This is a genomic window from Photobacterium pectinilyticum (genome assembly GCF_024357955.1).
In the GTDB taxonomy this organism is placed as follows: Bacteria; Pseudomonadota; Gammaproteobacteria; order Enterobacterales; family Vibrionaceae; genus Photobacterium; species Photobacterium pectinilyticum.
Genome location: NZ_JANEYT010000056.1, coordinates 1 through 19,647 on the forward strand (window position 1 = coordinate 1; position 19,647 = coordinate 19,647).

The 19,647-nt window shown below is 46.9% G+C and carries 21 protein-coding genes and 1 pseudogene; 16 read left to right on the forward strand and 6 right to left on the reverse strand.

The genetic code is table 11. The features are described from left to right. Both NHN17_RS18760 and NHN17_RS18765 read left to right on the forward strand, forming a co-directional pair. Window positions 1-111: pseudogene (locus NHN17_RS18760) on the forward strand (IS630 family transposase); the annotation flags it as partial. 475 nt (window positions 112-586) lie between these two features. After that, on the forward strand, window positions 587-847 hold the full coding sequence (locus NHN17_RS18765) for a hypothetical protein (protein WP_255044163.1): 261 nt from the start codon (window positions 587-589) through the stop codon (window positions 845-847). Window positions 848-905: 58 nt separating this feature from the next. Here NHN17_RS18765 and NHN17_RS18770 read toward each other — a convergent pair whose 3' ends face one another. Further along, the gene (locus NHN17_RS18770) at window positions 906-1,067 is read right to left on the reverse strand and encodes a CCGSCS motif protein (RefSeq protein ID WP_255044164.1); all 162 of its coding nucleotides are present in this window, start codon (window positions 1,065-1,067) and stop codon (window positions 906-908) included. Window positions 1,068-1,174: 107 nt separating this feature from the next. Here NHN17_RS18770 and NHN17_RS18775 point away from each other — a divergent pair, with 107 nt between their 5' ends. Further along, window positions 1,175-1,618, forward strand: coding sequence for a CopD family protein (locus NHN17_RS18775; protein WP_255044165.1), 444 nt, complete (start codon window positions 1,175-1,177; stop codon window positions 1,616-1,618). A gap of 63 nt (window positions 1,619-1,681) precedes the next feature. After that, window positions 1,682-2,446: a GNAT family N-acetyltransferase gene (locus tag NHN17_RS18780; RefSeq protein WP_255044166.1), complete on the forward strand. Its 765-nt coding sequence runs from the start codon at window positions 1,682-1,684 to the stop codon at window positions 2,444-2,446. A gap of 6 nt (window positions 2,447-2,452) precedes the next feature. On the opposite strand, the gene NHN17_RS18785 is transcribed toward NHN17_RS18780, so the two are convergent. Further along, complete coding sequence (locus tag NHN17_RS18785; RefSeq protein ID WP_255044167.1) at window positions 2,453-3,076, reverse strand: LysE family translocator; 624 nt, start codon at window positions 3,074-3,076, stop codon at window positions 2,453-2,455. A 399-nt stretch (window positions 3,077-3,475) separates the two neighbouring features. Between NHN17_RS18785 and udp the strand changes: the two genes are divergently transcribed. Then, on the forward strand, window positions 3,476-4,243 hold the full coding sequence (gene udp, locus NHN17_RS18790) for a uridine phosphorylase (protein ID WP_255044168.1): 768 nt from the start codon (window positions 3,476-3,478) through the stop codon (window positions 4,241-4,243). Between the two features lie 254 nt (window positions 4,244-4,497). On the opposite strand, the gene NHN17_RS18795 is transcribed toward udp, so the two are convergent. Together NHN17_RS18795 and NHN17_RS18800 are read right to left on the reverse strand one after the other, a co-directional pair. Continuing rightward, window positions 4,498-4,809 (reverse strand): hypothetical protein, encoded by a 312-nt coding sequence (locus NHN17_RS18795; protein ID WP_255044169.1) that lies wholly within the window; start codon window positions 4,807-4,809, stop codon window positions 4,498-4,500. Window positions 4,810-4,827: 18 nt separating this feature from the next. Beyond that, the gene (locus tag NHN17_RS18800; RefSeq protein ID WP_255044170.1) at window positions 4,828-5,100 is read right to left on the reverse strand and encodes a hypothetical protein; all 273 of its coding nucleotides are present in this window, start codon (window positions 5,098-5,100) and stop codon (window positions 4,828-4,830) included. A 261-nt stretch (window positions 5,101-5,361) separates the two neighbouring features. Here NHN17_RS18800 and NHN17_RS18805 point away from each other — a divergent pair, with 261 nt between their 5' ends. The 8 genes from NHN17_RS18805 to NHN17_RS18840 all read left to right on the forward strand — a co-directional run bounded on the left by NHN17_RS18805 (window position 5,362) and on the right by NHN17_RS18840 (window position 12,850). After that, the gene (locus tag NHN17_RS18805) at window positions 5,362-6,042 is read left to right on the forward strand and encodes a TetR/AcrR family transcriptional regulator (RefSeq protein ID WP_255044171.1); all 681 of its coding nucleotides are present in this window, start codon (window positions 5,362-5,364) and stop codon (window positions 6,040-6,042) included. A gap of 26 nt (window positions 6,043-6,068) precedes the next feature. Next, window positions 6,069-6,818 carry an outer membrane lipoprotein-sorting protein gene (locus NHN17_RS18810; protein WP_255044172.1) on the forward strand — a complete coding sequence of 250 codons (750 nt, stop codon included), beginning with the start codon at window positions 6,069-6,071 and terminating at the stop codon, window positions 6,816-6,818. 23 nt (window positions 6,819-6,841) lie between these two features. Next, on the forward strand, window positions 6,842-8,071 hold the full coding sequence (locus NHN17_RS18815; RefSeq protein ID WP_255044173.1) for an ABC transporter permease: 1,230 nt from the start codon (window positions 6,842-6,844) through the stop codon (window positions 8,069-8,071). A 1-nt stretch (window position 8,072) separates the two neighbouring features. Next, on the forward strand, window positions 8,073-9,329 hold the full coding sequence (locus tag NHN17_RS18820) for an ABC transporter permease (protein ID WP_255044189.1): 1,257 nt from the start codon (window positions 8,073-8,075) through the stop codon (window positions 9,327-9,329). 41 nt (window positions 9,330-9,370) lie between these two features. Continuing rightward, on the forward strand, window positions 9,371-10,054 hold the full coding sequence (locus NHN17_RS18825; protein WP_255044174.1) for an ABC transporter ATP-binding protein: 684 nt from the start codon (window positions 9,371-9,373) through the stop codon (window positions 10,052-10,054). A gap of 29 nt (window positions 10,055-10,083) precedes the next feature. Then, on the forward strand, window positions 10,084-11,274 hold the full coding sequence (locus NHN17_RS18830) for a hypothetical protein (RefSeq protein ID WP_255044190.1): 1,191 nt from the start codon (window positions 10,084-10,086) through the stop codon (window positions 11,272-11,274). A 130-nt stretch (window positions 11,275-11,404) separates the two neighbouring features. Next, window positions 11,405-11,809 (forward strand): VOC family protein, encoded by a 405-nt coding sequence (locus NHN17_RS18835; RefSeq protein WP_255044175.1) that lies wholly within the window; start codon window positions 11,405-11,407, stop codon window positions 11,807-11,809. A 69-nt stretch (window positions 11,810-11,878) separates the two neighbouring features. Continuing rightward, window positions 11,879-12,850 carry a LysR substrate-binding domain-containing protein gene (locus tag NHN17_RS18840; protein WP_255044176.1) on the forward strand — a complete coding sequence of 324 codons (972 nt, stop codon included), beginning with the start codon at window positions 11,879-11,881 and terminating at the stop codon, window positions 12,848-12,850. Window positions 12,851-12,967: 117 nt separating this feature from the next. On the opposite strand, the gene NHN17_RS18845 is transcribed toward NHN17_RS18840, so the two are convergent. Together NHN17_RS18845 and NHN17_RS18850 are read right to left on the reverse strand one after the other, a co-directional pair. After that, complete coding sequence (locus NHN17_RS18845) at window positions 12,968-13,273, reverse strand: isoamylase early set domain-containing protein (protein WP_255044177.1); 306 nt, start codon at window positions 13,271-13,273, stop codon at window positions 12,968-12,970. Between the two features lie 283 nt (window positions 13,274-13,556). Continuing rightward, a complete protein-coding gene (locus tag NHN17_RS18850) occupies window positions 13,557-14,723 on the reverse strand; it encodes a Card1-like endonuclease domain-containing protein (RefSeq protein ID WP_255044178.1) in 1,167 nt (388 codons plus the stop codon). 472 nt (window positions 14,724-15,195) lie between these two features. Between NHN17_RS18850 and treR the strand changes: the two genes are divergently transcribed. The 3 genes from treR (at window position 15,196) to treC (ending at window position 19,596) form a co-directional block, all read left to right on the forward strand. After that, window positions 15,196-16,140, forward strand: coding sequence for a trehalose operon repressor TreR (gene treR / locus NHN17_RS18855; protein ID WP_255044179.1), 945 nt, complete (start codon window positions 15,196-15,198; stop codon window positions 16,138-16,140). 234 nt (window positions 16,141-16,374) lie between these two features. Next, window positions 16,375-17,799 carry a PTS trehalose transporter subunit IIBC gene (gene treB / locus NHN17_RS18860; RefSeq protein WP_255044180.1) on the forward strand — a complete coding sequence of 475 codons (1,425 nt, stop codon included), beginning with the start codon at window positions 16,375-16,377 and terminating at the stop codon, window positions 17,797-17,799. Window positions 17,800-17,913: 114 nt separating this feature from the next. Continuing rightward, complete coding sequence (treC, locus tag NHN17_RS18865) at window positions 17,914-19,596, forward strand: alpha,alpha-phosphotrehalase (RefSeq protein ID WP_255044181.1); 1,683 nt, start codon at window positions 17,914-17,916, stop codon at window positions 19,594-19,596. The last annotated feature ends 51 nt before the right edge of the window (window positions 19,597-19,647 follow it).

Consider the following 19,647-nt stretch of genomic DNA (forward strand, 5'->3'; position numbering starts at 1 on the left):
ACACGGAACCACAAATGTAGCTATATGTGGCAACTTCTGCGGCAGGTGAAGTTCTTCATGGACAACGTATCACCATTCCCAGGAGGCGGTCATGGAGTTATCAAAATGTAGCACTATTAGGATCAGCTATTTAGCCTTAAGATATTGCAGACGCCATCATTGACGTGCTAGAAAAGCCTCGTCACGTTAAGGTATAGATATTTTATTTTTGGCCAAGGAGAGCGCCGTGCTCGAGTTAAAGGTCCCCCCTTTATTGCTGTTCAATATTTTCGCTGCGGTCATTTTATTGCCGTTACTGAAGGTGAGCAGGAAATCGCGATTTCATACTGGGAAACTGAAGCCGATATTCAGCGTTGGCATCAAGACAGTCAGCACGCGGTTGCCCAGCAGTTAGGACGTGATAAATGGTACCAGTCATATACCGTTCAAGTGGTTGAGGTTAAGAGGCAATATAGCTTCGAGGGGGGTAAGGCTAACGCAAAACAATAGCCGAACGCTTTTTAGCCGTAATTGTAGGTGGCTTCTTAAACTGCGTAAAAGGAAAAGGGTACGCTTTTATTGTATATTTCAATTGAGGTGAATACAGATGAAAGCATCTTCCCGAAATAAATCAATTGCCATTATTTCAGGCCAGTTTTTTCTTATCGGCCTAGCAGCCTTTCAGATAGATGCGCTGGGTATACTTCCGATTTTTATTATTGTTATTTCCTTTTTTACGTCACTGATACACGGTTGGTTGTATCTTTCCGGGTATAAAGGTACCGATGCTTTCAGCGTCTATCAGGATGGCGCTAAAACTAAGGCGACGGCGCTATATTCAGGCTTTAAACGAAAAATCGGTAAGTGAACGGGGATATTTGCTGATGTGAGCATCGCAGGAAATATCCCTCGTTCGCATTGCGAGGCTATGAGCAAGAGCCGCAACAAAAACCGGGTTCACCGTGCTTCTTCGCTGTTTTAGTCTCTTCAGCCTGCTGAGCTTCACTTGAGGCAGGTTGCCCAACAAGTTTTTTATCTTCGGCTTTCTCGGTGTCTTTCTTAAAAATCTTGGTAAATGAAATAGCCATTCGACTTCTCTCCTGATGCTGTTGAGTGATATATTTAATAAGTTGTATTTTTGATGAATGTTATAATGGGTTAATCATGACTGTCAATGATCTTTTAGGGAGAAAGCATGTTTGGCTTGTTACTTTCATTGCACATTATTTCTGCAACTATTTGGACTGGTGGGCATATTGTGTTATCGCTGGTGATCCTTCCGTCGGTGTTAAAAAATCACAACCCACAGCAATTAACGGATTTTGAGCAGGTATATGAAAAAATCGGTATGCCTGCGTTAATCGTTCAGGTTGTAACGGGGCTAATGCTGGCTTATCGCATGTTGCCAGATATCACGTTGTGGTTTGACACCAGTATTCCAATAGCCCATGGAATTATGGCTAAGTTATTCTTGTTGGCAATAACCATACTCTTCGCGTTGGACGCAAGATTCAGGGTGATCCCAAAACTGTCACCTGATAACTTATGGGATATGGCCTGGCATATTATTCCAGTGACAGTGGCATCGGTATTGTTTGCACTGGTCGGTGTCTCCTTCCGCGTCGGGTGGTTAGTATGATAAGAACAGGCTAGGGCAGAGAGAATAACCGTGACTTTCAGATAAAATAGAGCTCAGGACACAATGGATACATTGGACGTAATGCATGCTTACAACGAGCATGAAAGAAAGACGATAAAGCCTGTAAATGGAAAGGTCATTGAGACTGACGAAGTGGTCAAGTTCGTTTCGGATAACGCCGAGGGCAGCTATGTTTCCTTTTTCTCTGTGGCTGAAGATAATGCAAAATCTGTCATTGAGCGGGAGAAGGCTTTCTTTACTGAGCGGGGCTTAACGTTCGAGTGGAAAACCTATAGTACCGACTCACCGCATAATATCGGTGAGCGATTGCTGGAAAGTGGTTTTGTACAAGAAGAGGCAGAGTCATTCATGGCCTTGGAGCTGTCGACAGCCGTTGAAAGACAACTTGATGACAGGCAGTTTATTGAAGTCTCTGATGCTAAAGGGATCAGGGATGCTGTCAGCGTGCAGGATCAAGTATGGGGTGGAAATTATGATTGGCAATATACCTACTTACTCAATGTGAAAACTCAATCCCCCGATGAAATTTCAATTTACGTTGTTTACGATGATGGCAAGCCAGTCACTTCCGCTTGGATTGTCTTTAATGGCGATAGCCCCTTTGCTGGGATTTGGGGTGGTAGTACTATTCCGGGATACCGAGGACGAGGGCATTATTCGCTATTGCTCAATAAGCGTATCAATGAAGCAAAGGCACGAGGTAAACAATACCTCATTATCGATGCATCGGAGATGAGCCGACCTATTGTTGAAAAGCATGGTTTTGTACTTATCTCCAAAACCACGCCTTACATATTCCAGCCCTAAACGGGGTTACCCTGCCGCAAGCCAAATCCCTACGCCCATCATCAGTGAACCGGCGATGCGGTTGAGCATCTGTACATTGCCTCGCTGTTGCAGGAACCGGCGCAAGGTTCGACCACCGCTGGCATAGAGCAATAGGCAGCTGAATTCAGTGATTAGGATAATGGTGATCAGTACTGATAACTGCGGCACTAATGCTTTGTCGGTATTGATAAAAGGGGGCAGTAACGAGATCATAAACGCCCAGCCTTTAGGGTTGGCGATAGCGGTAACAAAGCCCTGAATCGCCAATCCGATTGGTGAGGTATCAACTTCACTATCAAGGTTATCTGGAATAGCCAACTTGCCGCGAGAGCGCCACATCTGAATACCCAACCAGAATAGATAGCCACCACCGATGTATTTCAGGAATAAGAACACCGCAGGGTAGTTGAGCATAATAGCCGCAACACCTATCACTGACGCTATGGAAACCAGCGCCACCCCAATAAGTTCTCCCCACATCATCGGCAAGCTTCTACGAACCCCAATAGTCATACCGAGTGTCATCGATAGGGTCATGCACATACCCGGAGTGACAGAGACGAAAAAGAAAGTAGGAATAAAAACAGCCAATATGGCGAAGTCGATCATTAAATAACGTCCTTGCAGTTAACTATACTGACGGGGCAGTGTGGGAAATAGATAAAATAAGGGGCTATTATCGTTTAACTCAGTAATAAAAAATAGTGTGATAAGCTGCATGAGCAAACGATTTTTGGTGATATGTATCACTAATTCGTGCAACGTGAAATTGCTTTAATTTCTCTTAGTGTGACACTGGTCACTCAAAAGCTTTTTTTTATCGGCTATCGTAATTAAGTGTTCTACGAGCTCTTTTATGAGTATGTGTTTATACCCAAGTGTCTTCAATATATTGATTAAGCTTTTAAAAACGGCGTATTGAAACCATTTAGGTATAAACAAAACTAACCAGCCGCTGACCTCAAACTCCCTATCAGGCGGCAACGATAGAATAGAAAGGATATGATTATGTCTGACAACGCAGTATTCCATTTGGGTGTGAACAAAGCGGACCTTAACGGTGCGGAACTAGCAATTATTCCTGGCGACCCTGCTCGTGTGGAAAAAATCGCTAACCTAATGGACAACCCAGAGTTTCTTGCAAGCTCTCGTGAATACACGGTGTACCGCGCTAAGTTGGATGGTAAATCTGTTGTTGTATGTTCTACTGGTATCGGTGGCCCATCTACCTCTATCGCCGTTGAAGAATTGGCACAACTGGGTGTACGTACTTTCTTTCGTGTTGGTACCACAGGTGCAATTCAGCCACACATCAACGTGGGCGATATGATTGTATCAACAGGCTCTGTTCGCCTAGATGGTGCAAGCCTGCACTTTGCACCAATGGAATTCCCTGCAGTTGCTGACTTTGATGTTGCAACTGCAATGAAAGCGGCCTGTGTTGCCGATGGCGCTAAAGTTCACACTGGTGTGACAGCATCAAGCGATACTTTCTACCCAGGTCAAGAACGTTACGACACATTCTCTGGTCGCGTTGTTCGTCGTTTCCAAGGCTCAATGAAAGAGTGGCAGGAAATGGGCGTGCTGAACTTCGAAATGGAATCAGCGACCTTGCTAACGATGTGTGCAAGTTCTGGTCTACGTGCGGGTTGTGTTGCAGGCGTTATTATCAACCGTACCCAGAAAGAAACGCCAGATCACGCAACGTTGAAAGAAACTGAAGCACGTTCAATCAAAGTTGTTGTTGAAGCTGCTCGCCGCATGCTTGCAGAGTAATGGTATAAACCACTCAACCAAATAACATAGCGAAGCCAGCTCAATCGAGCTGGCTTTTCTCATTGATGTTCTTAGAAATGCTCATTTCTGCTTATACCAATCTGGATAAGTCGTTGATCAAGTATTTGCACTGGAAAAATCGTTGTTATCAAGGCAGATATTGCAGTAACTAGAGGCTCTAATTACAAAATATCTAACGCAGAGAACAGCGATTTTAACCTGCAAGACTGATCAAAAATTTATGTAGGTTGGTATTAATCAAAGCTATCAGTATGCAGGCTTAGCCGAGTATATTCATTCCACTCTTCCGTCAGTATTGAATAAGTTAGCGTACTTGAATGATGAGTACGCAGAGGGATAAATACTTCGCCATGCTCATTGGTTTTATACACTTTCCATCGGTTGGCGGGATTGTTAACGCTGACCCTTGCGTTAGCGGCGGGTTTGCCATTTTCCGTCACTTTCACCCAACTACCTGCTTGGGTGTCAATAATACGGATATCTGCAAAAGCTAGTGAACTAGCAGACAACATGAGTGCTGCGATACTTACTTGTGTGAATGTCATGTAAACCTCTCAGACAACTTACCCTGACATTGTTGCGTTACCACCTTCCTCACTGATCACACTTTCAATCAAAAGAAGGTGATGCTTGGTTTCAATGGAGTAGCGAATCGCGTCGGTAGATAGCTGCTTTAGATCAGTATAGATAAGATAATTCACACCAGAAAATATACTCACCACGAGAACGAGCGCCACGACTACTCTACGCCACATTCTTTGTTCTATTTCAGCAAGGTGCCGCTCAAGCAGGCGAGTGACGTCATAGTTGGTTAAATTAGGTCTGATCGGTTTCATAATGATAAGCAAAGTTAGGACATTAAAGCAGTGTAAATCAGCCAAGGTCAATGTGATCTGCTGAAGTGCAAAGCTATGTAAAGGCAGCCGTTTAAAGACTGGAATGTACCGCGGCCAAAGTGAGATAAAACAAATGATGTTGAGTCAATACGATGTAACAAAACACCGTATCAAGCTTTGACCTGAATACTTGAGATATCTATGGGTAAGGCATAAGGTATATATATACCGACCGTCGGTCGGTCTGTGGCAGAGTATGTGATGGTAAGAGTGATAAAATCACCGCAAGAGCGGCGGGCAGAGTTTATTTCGGCGGCCAATGCGCTATTTTTCTCCAAAGGGTATGCCAATACCTCGGTCAATGATCTTATTCAGCACGTCGGTGTGTCCAAAGGGGCGTTCTATCATCATTTTGATTCTAAGCAGGCAGTGTTAGAGGCCTGGAGCGATGACATGCTGATACAATACCGCAAGATGATAGGTGGGTTGGTCGATGATCCCAGCTTGACGGCTTTAGCTAAGTGGGAGCGCCTGCTAAGACGCAGTAATCAGTGGGAAGTCGGCCAGAAAGATATCATGTTGGGGTTTGTAAAAATCATCAACATGGACGAAAACCTTCAACTAAAACATAACTTCATGCAAAAAGTCAGTGTCCTGTTGGCAGGTTATTACGAGGCCGTCCTCCGCCAAGGCAATCAAGAGCAGGTATTTGATGTACCTTCGCCTGCGGTGACTTCAAGATTAATGGTAACCGTTCTTAACGGTTTTTCGGAAGCATTGACCCGAAAGGTACTCAAGACTGAAAGAGTGGGTGATTTGCTCGAAGACGTGGTTGAAGAGGTAAAAGCGACTCAACAAGCACTAGAGCGAATGGTAGGGGCAGAAGCAGGCAGTATGCCTTTAATTGATGACGAACTGCTACATGCGTGGTTCACCGATTGATATTCAGTTTGATAAAAGGATTAGAGATGCGATTACTTACCGCTTTACTGGTTATCTTGCTGAGCTTCCCGGCTTGGGCTGCGGCAGAGACGGCGACATCCATTATTACTAAGTCCGATCAACAGATGCGTGGTGATTCAAGCTATACCGAGGCAACGATGCGAATCGTCCGTCCGGATTGGACCCGTACCATGAGCATGAAAAGCTGGACCAAAGGGCAGGATTTGTCTTTGGTGTTGATTACCGCGCCAGCCAAAGACAAAGGCAGTGCCTCCCTCAAGCGATACCGAGAAATGTGGAATTGGTTACCGAGTATCGAGCGAGTCGTTAAAATTGCCCCTTCGATGCTGGGTCAGTCGTGGATGGGCTCGGATTTCACCAATGATGATTTGATCAACCAGTCATCCATCGTGGTTGATTACACCCATAAAATGGTGGGTAAAGAGGTGTTCGATAACGATCCGAGCTGGGTGATAGATGCCACAGCAAAGCCGAATGCCCCTGTTGTTTGGAGTAAGGTGAGGCTGTGGGTTTCACAAAGGACTTACTTGCAACGTAAAGTAGAGTTTTACGATGAGTTCGATGACCTGATCAACACCATGAATACCTATGATGTGAAGGTGATGGGAGGTCGTCAGGTCGCATCGCGAATGGAAATGATCCCTGCAGATAAACCGGGAAACAAAACCGAGATCATTACCCATAAGGCCCAGTTTAATTTTCCGATCAAAGAGAGTTTTTTCTCCCAAAGCCAGATGAAGGCCCTGCGTGACTAATGTGATTTTCACAAGGAAAGACCATGTTACTTAAACTGGCTTGGCGTAATATCTGGCGGCAGAAGAGGCGGACCATTTTAACTGCGTCTGCTCTGGCGCTGACGTTGGCATTGTCGCTGTTCATGCGCAGCCTGCAAGAAGGTACGTATGCCAATAGCATTGAAAATGCGGCGAGGTTCTATACCGGACTCATCCAGCTTCAGCACCCAGACTTTGCCGAAAGCCACAGCATTGATGACTTGTTGCCGATGGATGACGCTTTTCTCCAGCCTGCTGCATCTCATCCGAACATCGTCCGTATTTTGCCACGTATAGAGTCGTTTGCCTTGGCCGCCTCAGAGGATAAGTCCAAAGGAGTCATGGTGCTTGGGGTCGATACGGTAGCAGAAAACCGTTACTCCGGTATTTCCAACCGCTTGGCGAAGGGGGAGTTTTTGGCGCCTGGTGATCAGCAAGTGTTGATTGGCGAAGGTGTTGCCCGCTATTTCGGTTTGGATGTCGGTGATGAGTTGGTACTGTATGGACAAGGATACCGGGGTCAAACCGCTGCAGGTTTGTACCGGATAAAAGGGATCCTAGACTTTCCTGTGGCCCAACTCGATAACCAATTAGTGTATATGCCAATATCGCTTGCCCAAAACCTGTACAGCACAGGAGAGCAAGTGACAGCATGGGTGATGGATGTTAAACCACTGGCGCAATTACCCATTACAGCAAGCCAGTTGAGTGATGACTATAACGGCGAGGTGAATGTCAGGGATTGGCCGGATCTGGCGCCGGAGATGGCTCAGCAGATATTAATGGATAAGGCCGGCGGTATCTTCATTATGTATTTGCTTTATGGTGTGGTGGGGTTTGGCTTATTCGCCACCTTGCTGATGATGACCTTAGAGCGACAGCGTGAATTTGGCGTGATGCTGGCGACCGGGATGCTCAAACGCAAAATCATTGCTTTGGTTAGCCTTGAGTCGGTAATGATAGGCATTTTGGGCATAGTCGCCGGTATGGTGATCACGCTGCCGATCTTGGTGTGGTTCTATTTCAACCCGATTGAGCTGACCGGTGAAACCGCTGAGTTGGTGTTGGAAATGGGTTGGGAGCCCATTTTACCGATGGCACTGGATCCTTTGCTGATGCTTGACCAAATCTTCATTGTATTGGTGCTACTGGCGATTTGCCTACTTTACCCGATGTGGCGGATACGCCGATTGGATGTGGTCAGTGCATTGAAAGGGGGCAGCCATGCGAACTGATATGTTGTTCAAGCTGGCGTGGCGTAACCTTTGGCGTAATAAATTGCGTACCGGGATCATGCTGGGAGCAATGGTATTTGGCCTGATGGGCGTGGTCGCTATGATGGGTTTCCTTTCTGGCATGTACGGCAGCATGATCCACAATGCCATTGCCTGGCAAACCAGCCATATCCAAATCCAAAATCAACGTTACCTCGATGATCCCGATATCAAACACACGGTTGTTGATTTGGCCGAGGTTGAAAAAGCCATAGCGACTTTACCTGGACTAAAGGGGTGGTCAGCAAGGTTCGTGGCCGATGGCATGGTGGCGTCAGCGCGCAGTAACCGCGGCGTTCGTATCAATGGTATAGATATTGAGGCCGAATCAACTGTCACCCCGTTGGCAGAGAATATTACCCAAGGTGAGTGGCTAAGCGAAGAGGGGAGAAACCCTGTCTTAGTGTCAGAGAAAACAGCATCTCGTCTCAAGTTGCGTATTGGATCCAAAGTGGTGCTGACGTTTACCGATGCGGACGGCGAGGTCAGTGGGGCGGCGTTCAGGGTAAGGGGGCTGTTCAAGACTCCCTCGACCAGTTTCGATGATGGCAATGTCTTTGTTCGTCGGGCCGATTTAACCGCCCTTGCGGGGATTGAAGGTGCCCATGAGGTTGCTATTTTGCTCGATAGCGACGACGCGGCGATGGTGCAAGCTAAACGGCTGAAAGAAGCACTATTGACAACGAATAATCCGATAAATAAGAACACTAACAACGATATTGGAAACCGCATCAGGGACTGGCAGCAGGTACAGCCGATGCTGGCCTCGATTATCAATCAGCAAGGGCTGAGCAATGCCATTATGTTGGGTATATTCGTTGTTGCTATGGGCTTTGGTATCGTCAATATCATGCTGATGTCGGTATTTGAGCGCACCCGTGAATTTGGTGTATTGATGGCTGTAGGCATGCAGAAACACCGGGTCTTTGTGCTGATCATGCTGGAAACCGCGTGGCTCGGGATCGCAGGGGCTGGACTTGGCTTACTGGCAAGTATCCTGTTGATTAGTGTGCTGCAGTACACCGGGATCCCGCTCGGGGCGATGGCGGAAGGGCTAGGGGCATTTGGTGTTGATACCTTGTTGTACCCTTACGTCACCTTTGCCGAATACCAAATGATATTCTTCACCGTGGTTGCGGCAAGCCTCCTTGCGGCGCTTTACCCGGCACGGCAAATTCTCAAGCGACGACCGGTAGATGCTATGTCGGAAAAGCATTAATCGAAAAGTTCTGACTGAACAGCAACGATAGCGAGAAACGGATGACCATTTCAATAAACCAGTTATGTAAAACCTATAATCCTGACAGTGACTTTCCGGTTCATGCGGTGAAAAACCTTGATTTGACGGTAGGGCAAGGGGAGTTTGTTGCGATCATGGGGCCATCGGGCTCGGGGAAAACAACGCTGCTCAATATGATCGGTGGTATTGATAATCCAAGTTCGGGCAGCGTACATATTGACGATTCTGACATTTGCCAGTTGGATGAAAAGGCACTGATTGCTTTTCGCCGCGATCATATCGGATTTATCTTCCAAGATTACAGCTTGCTGCCCGTGCTCACAGCGTTAGAGAATGTTGAGTTTGTGATGCAACTGCAAGGGCATGATGAAGCGACGTGCCGTCAAAGGGCAGTACAGCTTCTCACACAGGTAGGCTTGGAGAGTCAGCAGCACAAACGACCGGGTAAACTGTCTGGTGGGCAACAGCAGCGCGTTGCGGTGGCGAGGGCGTTGGCTCCTCGCCCGCGTTTTGTCATGGCCGATGAACCGACTGCCAACCTTGATGCGCAAAGTACCGCAGAGCTGCTTGATATCATGCAGCAGCTCAATGAAAAAGAAGGGACAACCTTTATTTTCTCTACCCATGATCCTAGGGTAATAAAACGTGCCAAACGAGTGATTGTATTTGAAGATGGGCAGCTGAAAGAGGATCGCCGCCAGTGAGTCGTTATCAAGGTGCTCTGTCCAAAGCCATGGCTAGATACCCGATCAGAAACGTATCGCTGCTACTGGTTTTATTGGGCGTGTTATCCCCGAAGGTAAATGCACAGATCCCGGGTCTAGAGCCGGAAAAGGATTGGGATCTTAATGGCTACGTGAAATACATGGCAACGGGTAACTTGCCGGACAGTGGTTCCAATGGTCTCGATCACTTAATCCATCAGCGTTTCAATTTCGAATATCGCTTTAATGAGCAGTTGCGGTTTAACGTCGGTATGCGAAACCGTTTATTGTTTGGTGATACCGCTGAATTGCCCGGTTACGGCGATTTGGTTGCTATCGATACCGGCTATATGGACTTGTCGAAGAACTGGCTGGATAAGAAAGGGGTGGTGGGTAATAGCCAGTTTGACCGCTTGTATGTGAATTGGCAACGTGATGACTGGCAGGTACGTGGTGGGCGGTTCCGTATTAACTGGGCAATGGCAACGTTGTGGAACCCGAATGATATTTTCAACTCTTATTCTATTTACGATTTTGATTACGAAGAACGCTCTGGCTCCGATGCGGTGTTGGTCAGCCGCAAGCTAGGATTTGCCAGCTCAGTGGATGTGGTCGTCAACCCAAACTCAGATAGCGACCTAAACAGTTATGCCGGACGCTATTTGTTTAATCACAACGGCTGGGACTATCAGGTATTGGCTGGAAAGTCCTTGCTGGATAATGTGATCGGTGCGGGCTTTGCCGGCGATATTGAAGGTGCAGGGGTAAGAGGAGAATTTAGCTGGTTTGAACCAGATCAGGACGAGCGGCAAGGAGAGGCGCTTGAGCATACCGCAGTCGCCACCCTTGAAACCGATTACAGTTTCGGTGGCCAGCGAAACTGGATGGCGCGGGGGGCGGTGTTGTATATATCGAACCCGCAAGACCCACAAAATGCCATCGTCTTTTTGAATCTGCCTCTGACCGCTAGAACGTTGAGCTTTACCCGCTGGACCGCTTATGCTGATGCCAGTTTAGATATCACGCCACTAAGCCGCCTGACCTTGTCTGCGTCGTATTATGACGACGGCTCGTATTTTGTCGGTGCAAGCAACAGCTACTCGCTGGCCGATGACTGGCAATTGCTCGGAGTGATTCAGCGTTTTGATGGCAGTGGCAATAGCTTGTTTGGGGAAACAGCCAGTACTTTGCTATTTGCCCAAATTCGCTGGAATTTCTGATTTATACCAAACTAATTATTGGCTCGCTATTCAGTTTTAGCTCGCTGTTAACTGAATAATCGGAGTGGCAAGCACTAACTGGTTAATACGGGGCTTTGTTCATAACAGTGACAGGGTAGCGGGAGAGGTGATGATAAAGCTTGAAGGGATCGATCACGTGGTACTCAGAACCACTAAACTTCCGGACATGATCCATTTCTATTGCCAGGTATTGGGCGCGCATGTGGAGCGTGAATTACCAACAGATATGGGGTTGGTGCAACTTCGTGCTGGTAATGCCTTGATTGACCTCGTTACCGTCGACAGTCAGCTTGGTCAACTTGGCGGCAAACCGCCAAGTCAAAATGGCCGTAATGTCGATCATTTCTGTTTGCAGATCACTCCGGCCCCAGAAGACGTAATTCTTGATTATCTTTCCCTAAACAACATTCCTTGCGAAGGATTTGCCGAACGCTATGGGGCCGAAGGCTTTGGCCGCTCGCTATACATTCATGATCCCGAGGGAAATGTCGTGGAGATCAAGCCGAAGATATAAGCTATAGCGACCTCATGATATGATTAGAAGTCACACTTCTTTATTTATAAGCTGAATCAAAGGAATATCATGATTGACCTATCGCGCTTACTAAAAAATGATATGAATCTTTTGATTTGCCTGTATGTGCTATTGCAAGAACGCAGTGTTAGCCGAGCGGCAGGTAAGCTCTATTTATCGCAGTCTGCGGTGAGTAAACAACTGACAAAGCTTCGCCAAGTATTTGATGACCCTCTGTTTGAACGAGAGTCAAAAGGGCTATTGCCGACACCCAAAGCTCTGGCTCTAGAGGCAAAGTTGCAACAGATTTTGCTGCAGGTCGGTCAACTTAGCGATCCAGATCTTTTTGAGCCACAGAGTAGCACTCGGTCATATAATATCGACTTGATAGAAACCGCGTACTCAACCATTTATCCCCGCTTTGTGCCTGCGGCGTTAGCCGAAGCACCGAATATCAATATCAACAGCCGAGATTGGAATGAAAGTAGCATTCAGCGTTTGCTGCGAAGAGAAGTTGATTTTGGTATCGGTATTTTTGAGTGGGACTATCGGGCGAAAACGCATGTCCAGACCATTCCTGATTCACTCAGTTACGTCGAGCTGGTGCGTGATGCTTCCGCTTGTGTGATGCGAAAAGGGCATCCTGCACTGCAGGAAGAGTGGAGTCTTGAGACATTTTTGAAATACCGTCATGTCCAGGTTGTCACCGGAGGGGTTACCAGCTGGCTGCTGCATGAAGTGCTGGATTCTAAGCAGTTGAAGATTAACAATGCGGTGAATATGTCGGATATTGCCAGTGCGGTAAGGCTGTGTGAAAAGAGTGACCTGCTAACGACTTACCCTTATGAATGTGTGCGAGAGTTTGTCGGTAGCACAGATATAGTGATCAAGCGCTTACCATTAGATCTGGAGCCCGGTGGCCAGTTTTTGCTGTGGAATAAACAGTTCGACAATGATCCCAGCCACAAATGGCTGAGGGAGCTTATTATCAATCAATTTTCTGAGCCAGCATTCGGTAGGGGGAATGATTTTGATCAATAGATTTAGTAGGAATGAAAGGGCTAAATCACGCTTAGCCCTTTGTATTTATTGTTAAATGCTTCTAAGTGTTATACCAACCTACATAAATATTTGATCAACTACTTATCCAGATTGGTATTACAAGTTGCTGTGTGTTGATAGCAGCCCGTTGTCACTACCTAAACCATTGGGAATATAGTCATCTGCACTAGGATCGTTCTCCCATTGTGATCCATTAATTAAATAACGGAATTGATACTGACTATCTTTGGGTAGACGCAGCTTTAAGCTGAAGATTTTCTTCTTATTGAGCTTCAGCGGGGTGGCTTGCCATTGAGTGAAATCTCCCGAGACTGCGACTGTCTCTGTTGTTTTTTCTCCTTTGGGCCATTCAAAGGTCACTTCCACTTCATCTTTGGTTTTAAAATAGCGCTTTTTAATCATTTTCACTCCTTGAAAAAATCCACTGAAAGAAAATAAGCAAATTAAATGCCAATAATCATAGGGTTAGTTGATAGAAGGGGCAGGGTGTGCATTGGTTAATATGCAGAGGGCTGCCCTGTGGTGGTGCATTATTGCACCGAATTTATGCATAATAACTGTTTGTCTTCATGCCTGAACAGCAAGAGTTAGCCACTAGGTAGTTTACCGGGCAAAGAAAAGGGCGTGGTCTTTGCAACCGCGCCCCTCTTGTTAAGTCATTAGCTTTTTTCTTGCTCGTTGTTAGCTAGGCAATATTGTGGCTCTGGCCACCAGCATCTTTGAACCAGCGGTGAAGATGGGTCTGTAAATCGCTGAGTTGATCAGGGCCGATAATTGCAAGGCCAAGATCTTGAGCACGAACCAAGTCATGGTGGCGCAATGGACGGAAGCTAACTAACATGGCGCGGGCCTGCAGGCCGCCTAGTAGGTCACGCAGCGATTCCAGTTTGTATAGGGTGTCGTCACCATCGTCACGCATTCCCTTGGTTTTACATTCAATAATATGGAGTTTGTTGTTAACTACAGTTGCGACATCAAGTTCGTTACGGACTTCTCGGTCGCCAATTTGACGGTAAACCTGAACACCTAGTGAGTGGTCTTGAATAGTAGGAAGATCACTTTGGATAGCGCGGACAGTGCTGTGCACCAGATTCTCAAGCCATTCGCCATTGGCAAAGCGGCGAGCTTCTTCATGCTTAAAGGTTAGGATACCGTCATGGTAAGTCGCAAGGCCGGTTTCTTCCAAATCGTTGAGTAGCATACCCAGCTCTTTGTAGCCCTGTTGCTTTTCGCTCAGCCTAACATTGAGCTTTTGCTCCTTGCGGCAAGTTGTTGCCAAGTAGTTGAGGGTGGCAAGACCAGGACCGAGCTCAAGGGCAGAGCTTGCCCAGCGTTGGCCTAGCTCCCACAGTTGATCGTTGAGCTCTTCAGGAACCAGGTTTTCAGGTAATTCACAGCGAGCACCAAAAATAGTTAAGTAATCAGCTAGCTGGATGCGGTCTTCGACTTGCTGTTGTTCACGGTCTGCTGGGTATAGCCAGCACATTTCATCACTGAATGGTTCAATCACATAAATTGGCCAGTGGTAGGTGCGAAAGACCTCATAGGCTGATAACAAGCGGTGACGTAAGCCGCAGCTGGCATTAAACCAAATCTCAGTTTGTGTCGCTTTGAGTGTTTCAGCCAGTTCGATAATACGCGCACGAATGCTGGTGATGTTAATGGAGTCTGGGATGATGAAAAATTCCGCTTCAATATTACGCGGTAGCAGAATAGATGCTAGGCGGTCGTATTGTTCTTGCTGGGCTTCCGTACCAATAAAAATCATCTTATCGGCTGGGACGCCGTGATCGAGAAGAGGAGTGATCAGTCTTACGGGGTCCAGATCGATAATGCCAACATGTGTAATCATAATTATCCTTAAGCGTTTTCTGTGACTGTGCTGGCTCATCGATAATGGGGAACAAAAGTTAGCCCAGCGTATAGTCAATCAGTGGCGCTTTTTATTTATCATACTTAATATATGCGGACAGTGTTCAATAAAATCAAGTCGCACTGTTGCGTATGCCCATATTCTTTCAGTTTAATATTCTGTTTTGGGAGCCATTTGGCTAACCAAGTCATTGAATATGCACTCCAAAGTCACTGCAAGGTGCTTGGTTTAGCGAACATTGCTGAGTGATAAACTAATTGAATAAATTCAAAGAAATGTCTGAGCTGTGTCAGTGTTTGTCAGGACAAATGAAGTTTTGTTCCCTATATTATGCAGATTATGGTAGAAAATTGTGTAGCCTACGGCAGCCTGCTGATTTGCAGCAGGAAAAGCATTGAAATAATTACGCTGTCGGTGACAATAGGCTGTTACCCTAATAACCAGAATGACTATGACCCAAAAACTGACAATCCTAGATATTGCCAAGCTGGCAGGTGTTGGCAAATCAACCGTTTCCCGCGTGCTCACCAATGATCCGAAAGTTAAACCCGCGACGAGGGAGAAAGTGGAACAGGTGATCCGCGAGTCTGGTTATGTGCCGTCCAAGTCAGCTCAAGCGATGCGTGGTGGAAGTGCCAAGGTGGTGGGGATCATTCTGTCTCGCTTGGATTCGCCGTCTGAAAACAAAGCGGTCAGCGGTATCCTCGACGTGATCTACCAAGCGGGCTATGACGCCGTGATCATGGAAAGCCAGTTCAGCGCCGACAAGACCAACGAGCACTTGGCCGTGTTGCAAAAGCGCAATGTTGATGGGGTGATAGTGTTTGGTTTTTCGGGGTGCGATCTTTCGAGTATTGAAAACCTCGGCCACAAAGCGGTCGTGATCGCCACGGATACCGATTCCATCTCCTCGGTAGACTACGATCACCAAGGCTTGATTGAACTGGCGATGGATAAGCTGGTTTCAAATGGCAAACAAGCTATCAGTTATATTGGGGTTGATGAGTCTGACCGGACAACGGGCTTACTCCGTCTCAATGCCTATCTTGATAGCTGCTGTAAACTGGGCATTGAACCTCGCTTTCAAACTGGGCAGCTCAGTTACGACAGCGCCTACCAAATTACCGACCAAGTGCTAAGCGAAGGCACTGAGGCGATTGTCTGTGCCAGTGACACCTTGGCACTGGGTGTTGCCAAGCGTTTGCAGGAACTTGGCCGTACCGACATCCAAGTCTCCGGCGTAGGGGCGACAGATCTACTGTCGTTTTTATTCCCGAATACGTTCAGTATCGATCCCGGCTATTTCGAGGCGGGAAAAGTAACGGCGCATTTGCTGATCAAGCAGTTGTCCGGCCAGCAAGAAATTACCCACCTGATCCAGCAAGCTTCTTATTGAGTTGAAATATAAGGTTGTTTAATCGACCATTAAGTAGGATCTAAATCACATTTTCGTTAATAGCCTACAAGCATAGGTTGTGAACTGATTCACGAAATGGGAATGTTCCCATTTCCATCAGTCAGGGGATCTGAGAGTATTCTAATTATCAATTGGGAACATTCCCATAGTGTTAGAACTAACAATAACAGACAGCCCAACACATTCCTATTTTAATAACGATGGACAATCGGCATGAGTAAGATTAACCAACAGCAGATAGAACGTTTGGTCGAGTTAATCGGCGGTAAGGACAACATAGCAAGCGTCAGCCACTGCCTCACCCGTTTGCGCTTTGTATTGGCAGACACCGACAAGGCACAAATCAAAGAGATTGAACAGCTAGGTATGGTGAAAGGGTGTTTCACCAATGCAGGCCAGTTTCAGGTGGTGATTGGTACCGAAGTTGATGAAGTATATAAAGCGCTAAATGCACATACCGGCAACTCGGGGGCCAGCAAGGAAGAAGCCAAAGTTGCTGCTCGTCAGAACATGAGCCTGTTGGAGCGTGGGATTTCCCATCTTGCTGAAATCTTTGTCCCATTGCTTCCTGCAATTATTACCGGTGGTTTGATCCTCGGTTTCCGTAACGTCATCGGCGACATTAAGATGTTCGATGGCCAGACTCTGACTGAAATCAGCCAGTTCTGGGCAACCGTTCACTCTTTTCTCTGGTTGATTGGTGAAGCGATCTTCTTCTTCCTGCCTGTCGGTGTGTGTTGGTCTACGGTGAAAAAGTTGGGCGGCACCCCTATTCTGGGTATCGTCTTGGGGGTAACACTGGTTTCCCCGCAATTGATGAATGCCTATTTGATAGGGCAACAACTGCCTGAAGTGTGGGATTTTGGCCTTTTCACCATTGAGAAGGTTGGTTATCAAGCCCAGGTGATCCCTGCGATGTTGGCTGGTATTGCGTTGGCACTGATTGAAACCAATCTCAAGAAAATTATCCCTGCTTATCTATATCTGGTGATTGTACCGTTCGTCTCGATCATTACTGCCGTTATTTTGGCTCACGCATTTATTGGCCCGTTTGGTCGTATGCTGGGCGACGGTGTGGGTTACGCGGCACAAGCTGCCATGACCGGTGACTTTGCTATCTTCGGTGCGATGATCTTCGGCTTCCTATACGCCCCATTGGTTATTACCGGTATCCACCACACAACAAACGCCGTGGATTTGCAGTTGATGCAGTCGATGGGAGGGACACCTATTTGGCCTTTGATTGCACTGTCAAACATTGCTCAGGCTTCTGCAGTAGTGGCTATCATTATCATCAGCAAGAAAACCAATGAACGTGAAATTTCGGTTCCGGCAGCGATTTCGGCTTACCTTGGTGTAACGGAACCTGCGATGTATGGCATCAACTTGAAATACAAATTCCCAATGCTTAGCGCCATGATTGGCTCTGCGGTTGCAGCCGCGATCTGTGGCAGCGCGGGTGTGATGGCGAACGGTATCGGCGTCGGTGGTCTGCCGGGCATCCTATCGATTCAGCCGCAGTACTGGTTGGTGTACTTTATCGCGATGGTCGTTGCGGTCGTGGTTCCGCTGTCACTCACCTTGTTTATGTACAAGCGTGCCGAAGTGAAAGGCGAGCTGAGTGAGGCGATAGCCTAACTTCTGGCCGGAATCACGGCCTAGCAATTGAAAACCTTTGAGTGATTTTGTAGCTGGCCGGAACGATTTCAAAGGCCAGCTACTTTTTTCTGATTTTTTAGTGTGCAGGTTATTATGTTGAAAGAGCAACTTGAATGGTGGCGTACCGCTACGATTTACCAGATTTATCCAAAGAGCTTCTGTGATAGTGGCAGCAAGGGAACCGGTGATATTCAAGGGATTATTGCTAAGCTCGACTACCTCAAAACGTTGGGGGTCGATGCGATTTGGCTAACGCCGGTATATAGCTCGCCAATGATTGATAACGGCTACGATATTTCTGACTACTACAATATCAACCCTGACTTCGGCACTATGGGGGATTTTGATCAGCTATTGGCTGAATCACATCAGCGCGGTATCAGAATTGTCATGGATATTGTGGTTAATCACACCTCAACCGAACATGCTTGGTTCCAATCGGCGCTGGGTGATAAAAACAGCCCGTACCGTGATTACTACATCTGGAAAGATCCGGTCGATGGCGCTGAGCCAACGAACTGGCAGTCGAAATTTGGCGGTAATGCCTGGGCGTTCGATGAAGCCACAGGTCAATATTACCTGCACTTGTTTGCCAAAGAGCAGGCCGATCTTAACTGGGAAAACCCAAAGGTTCGTGAAGAAGTTAAAGATGTGATCAGCTTCTGGGCAGAGAAAGGTGTCGACGGGTTCCGTCTTGATGTCATCAACTTGATCTCCAAGCAACAGGATTTCTCTAATGATGATATCGGTGATGGCCGCCGTTTCTACACTGATGGTCCTCGTGTTCACGAATATCTGCAGGAAATCAGTGAAGCGGTATTCCAAAAATACGGCTCGGTAACGGTGGGTGAAATGTCTTCCACCACGCTTGAACACTGTCAGCAGTACTCTTCACTGGACGGCAAAGAGCTATCTATGGTTTTTAACTTCCATCACTTGAAAGTTGATTACCCAAATGGCGAAAAATGGACCAAAGCACCGTTCGATTTCCATCAGCTCAAATCGATTTTCAACCACTGGCAGTTAGGGTTGAATGGCAAAGGTTGGGGCGCATTGTTCTGGTGTAACCATGACCAACCCCGTGTAGTGAGTCGATTGGGCGATGACAAGCAATACCGTGTCGAATCAGCCAAGATGTTGGGGGCATCGGTGCACATGATGCAGGGTACGCCGTATATCTTCCAAGGTGAAGAAATTGGCATGACCAACCCGGGTTATACCTCGATAGAGCAATACCGAGATGTAGAAAGTACTAACATGTACGACATCATGGTGAACCAGCAAGGTGTAGGCCATGACGAGATGATGGCTATTCTGGCACAAAAGTCCCGCGATAATGCCCGTACCCCAATGCAATGGGACGATAGCGAGTTTGCCGGTTTCTCCAAAGCGACGCCTTGGTTGCAAGTCGCGGACAACTATCCACAGATCAATGCCAAAGCCGCGGTGGAAGATGATGATTCAGTCTTCCATTTCTACCGCCAGCTTATCCAGTTGCGAAAGGAAGTCGCCGTGATTACCGATGGTGATTACACTGATTTAATGCCAGAGCACGATCGTATCTACTGCTATAAGCGAGAATCAGACAGCCAGATCTTGTTGTGTGTGAATAACTATTACGGTGAGGAAGTGGAATGTCAGTTACCGCTTGAGTTAGATGTCAATAGCGGCGCTTGCTTGCTGTCGAACTACCGTGAGTCGATGAAAGCGGTTCAAGAGAACAACGTCACGTTGAAGCCTTATGAGACACGAATCATTGTGATTGCCAAAGGTTAATTATATAGGTGGTTTATACCAACCTACATAAATACTTGAACAACGACTTAT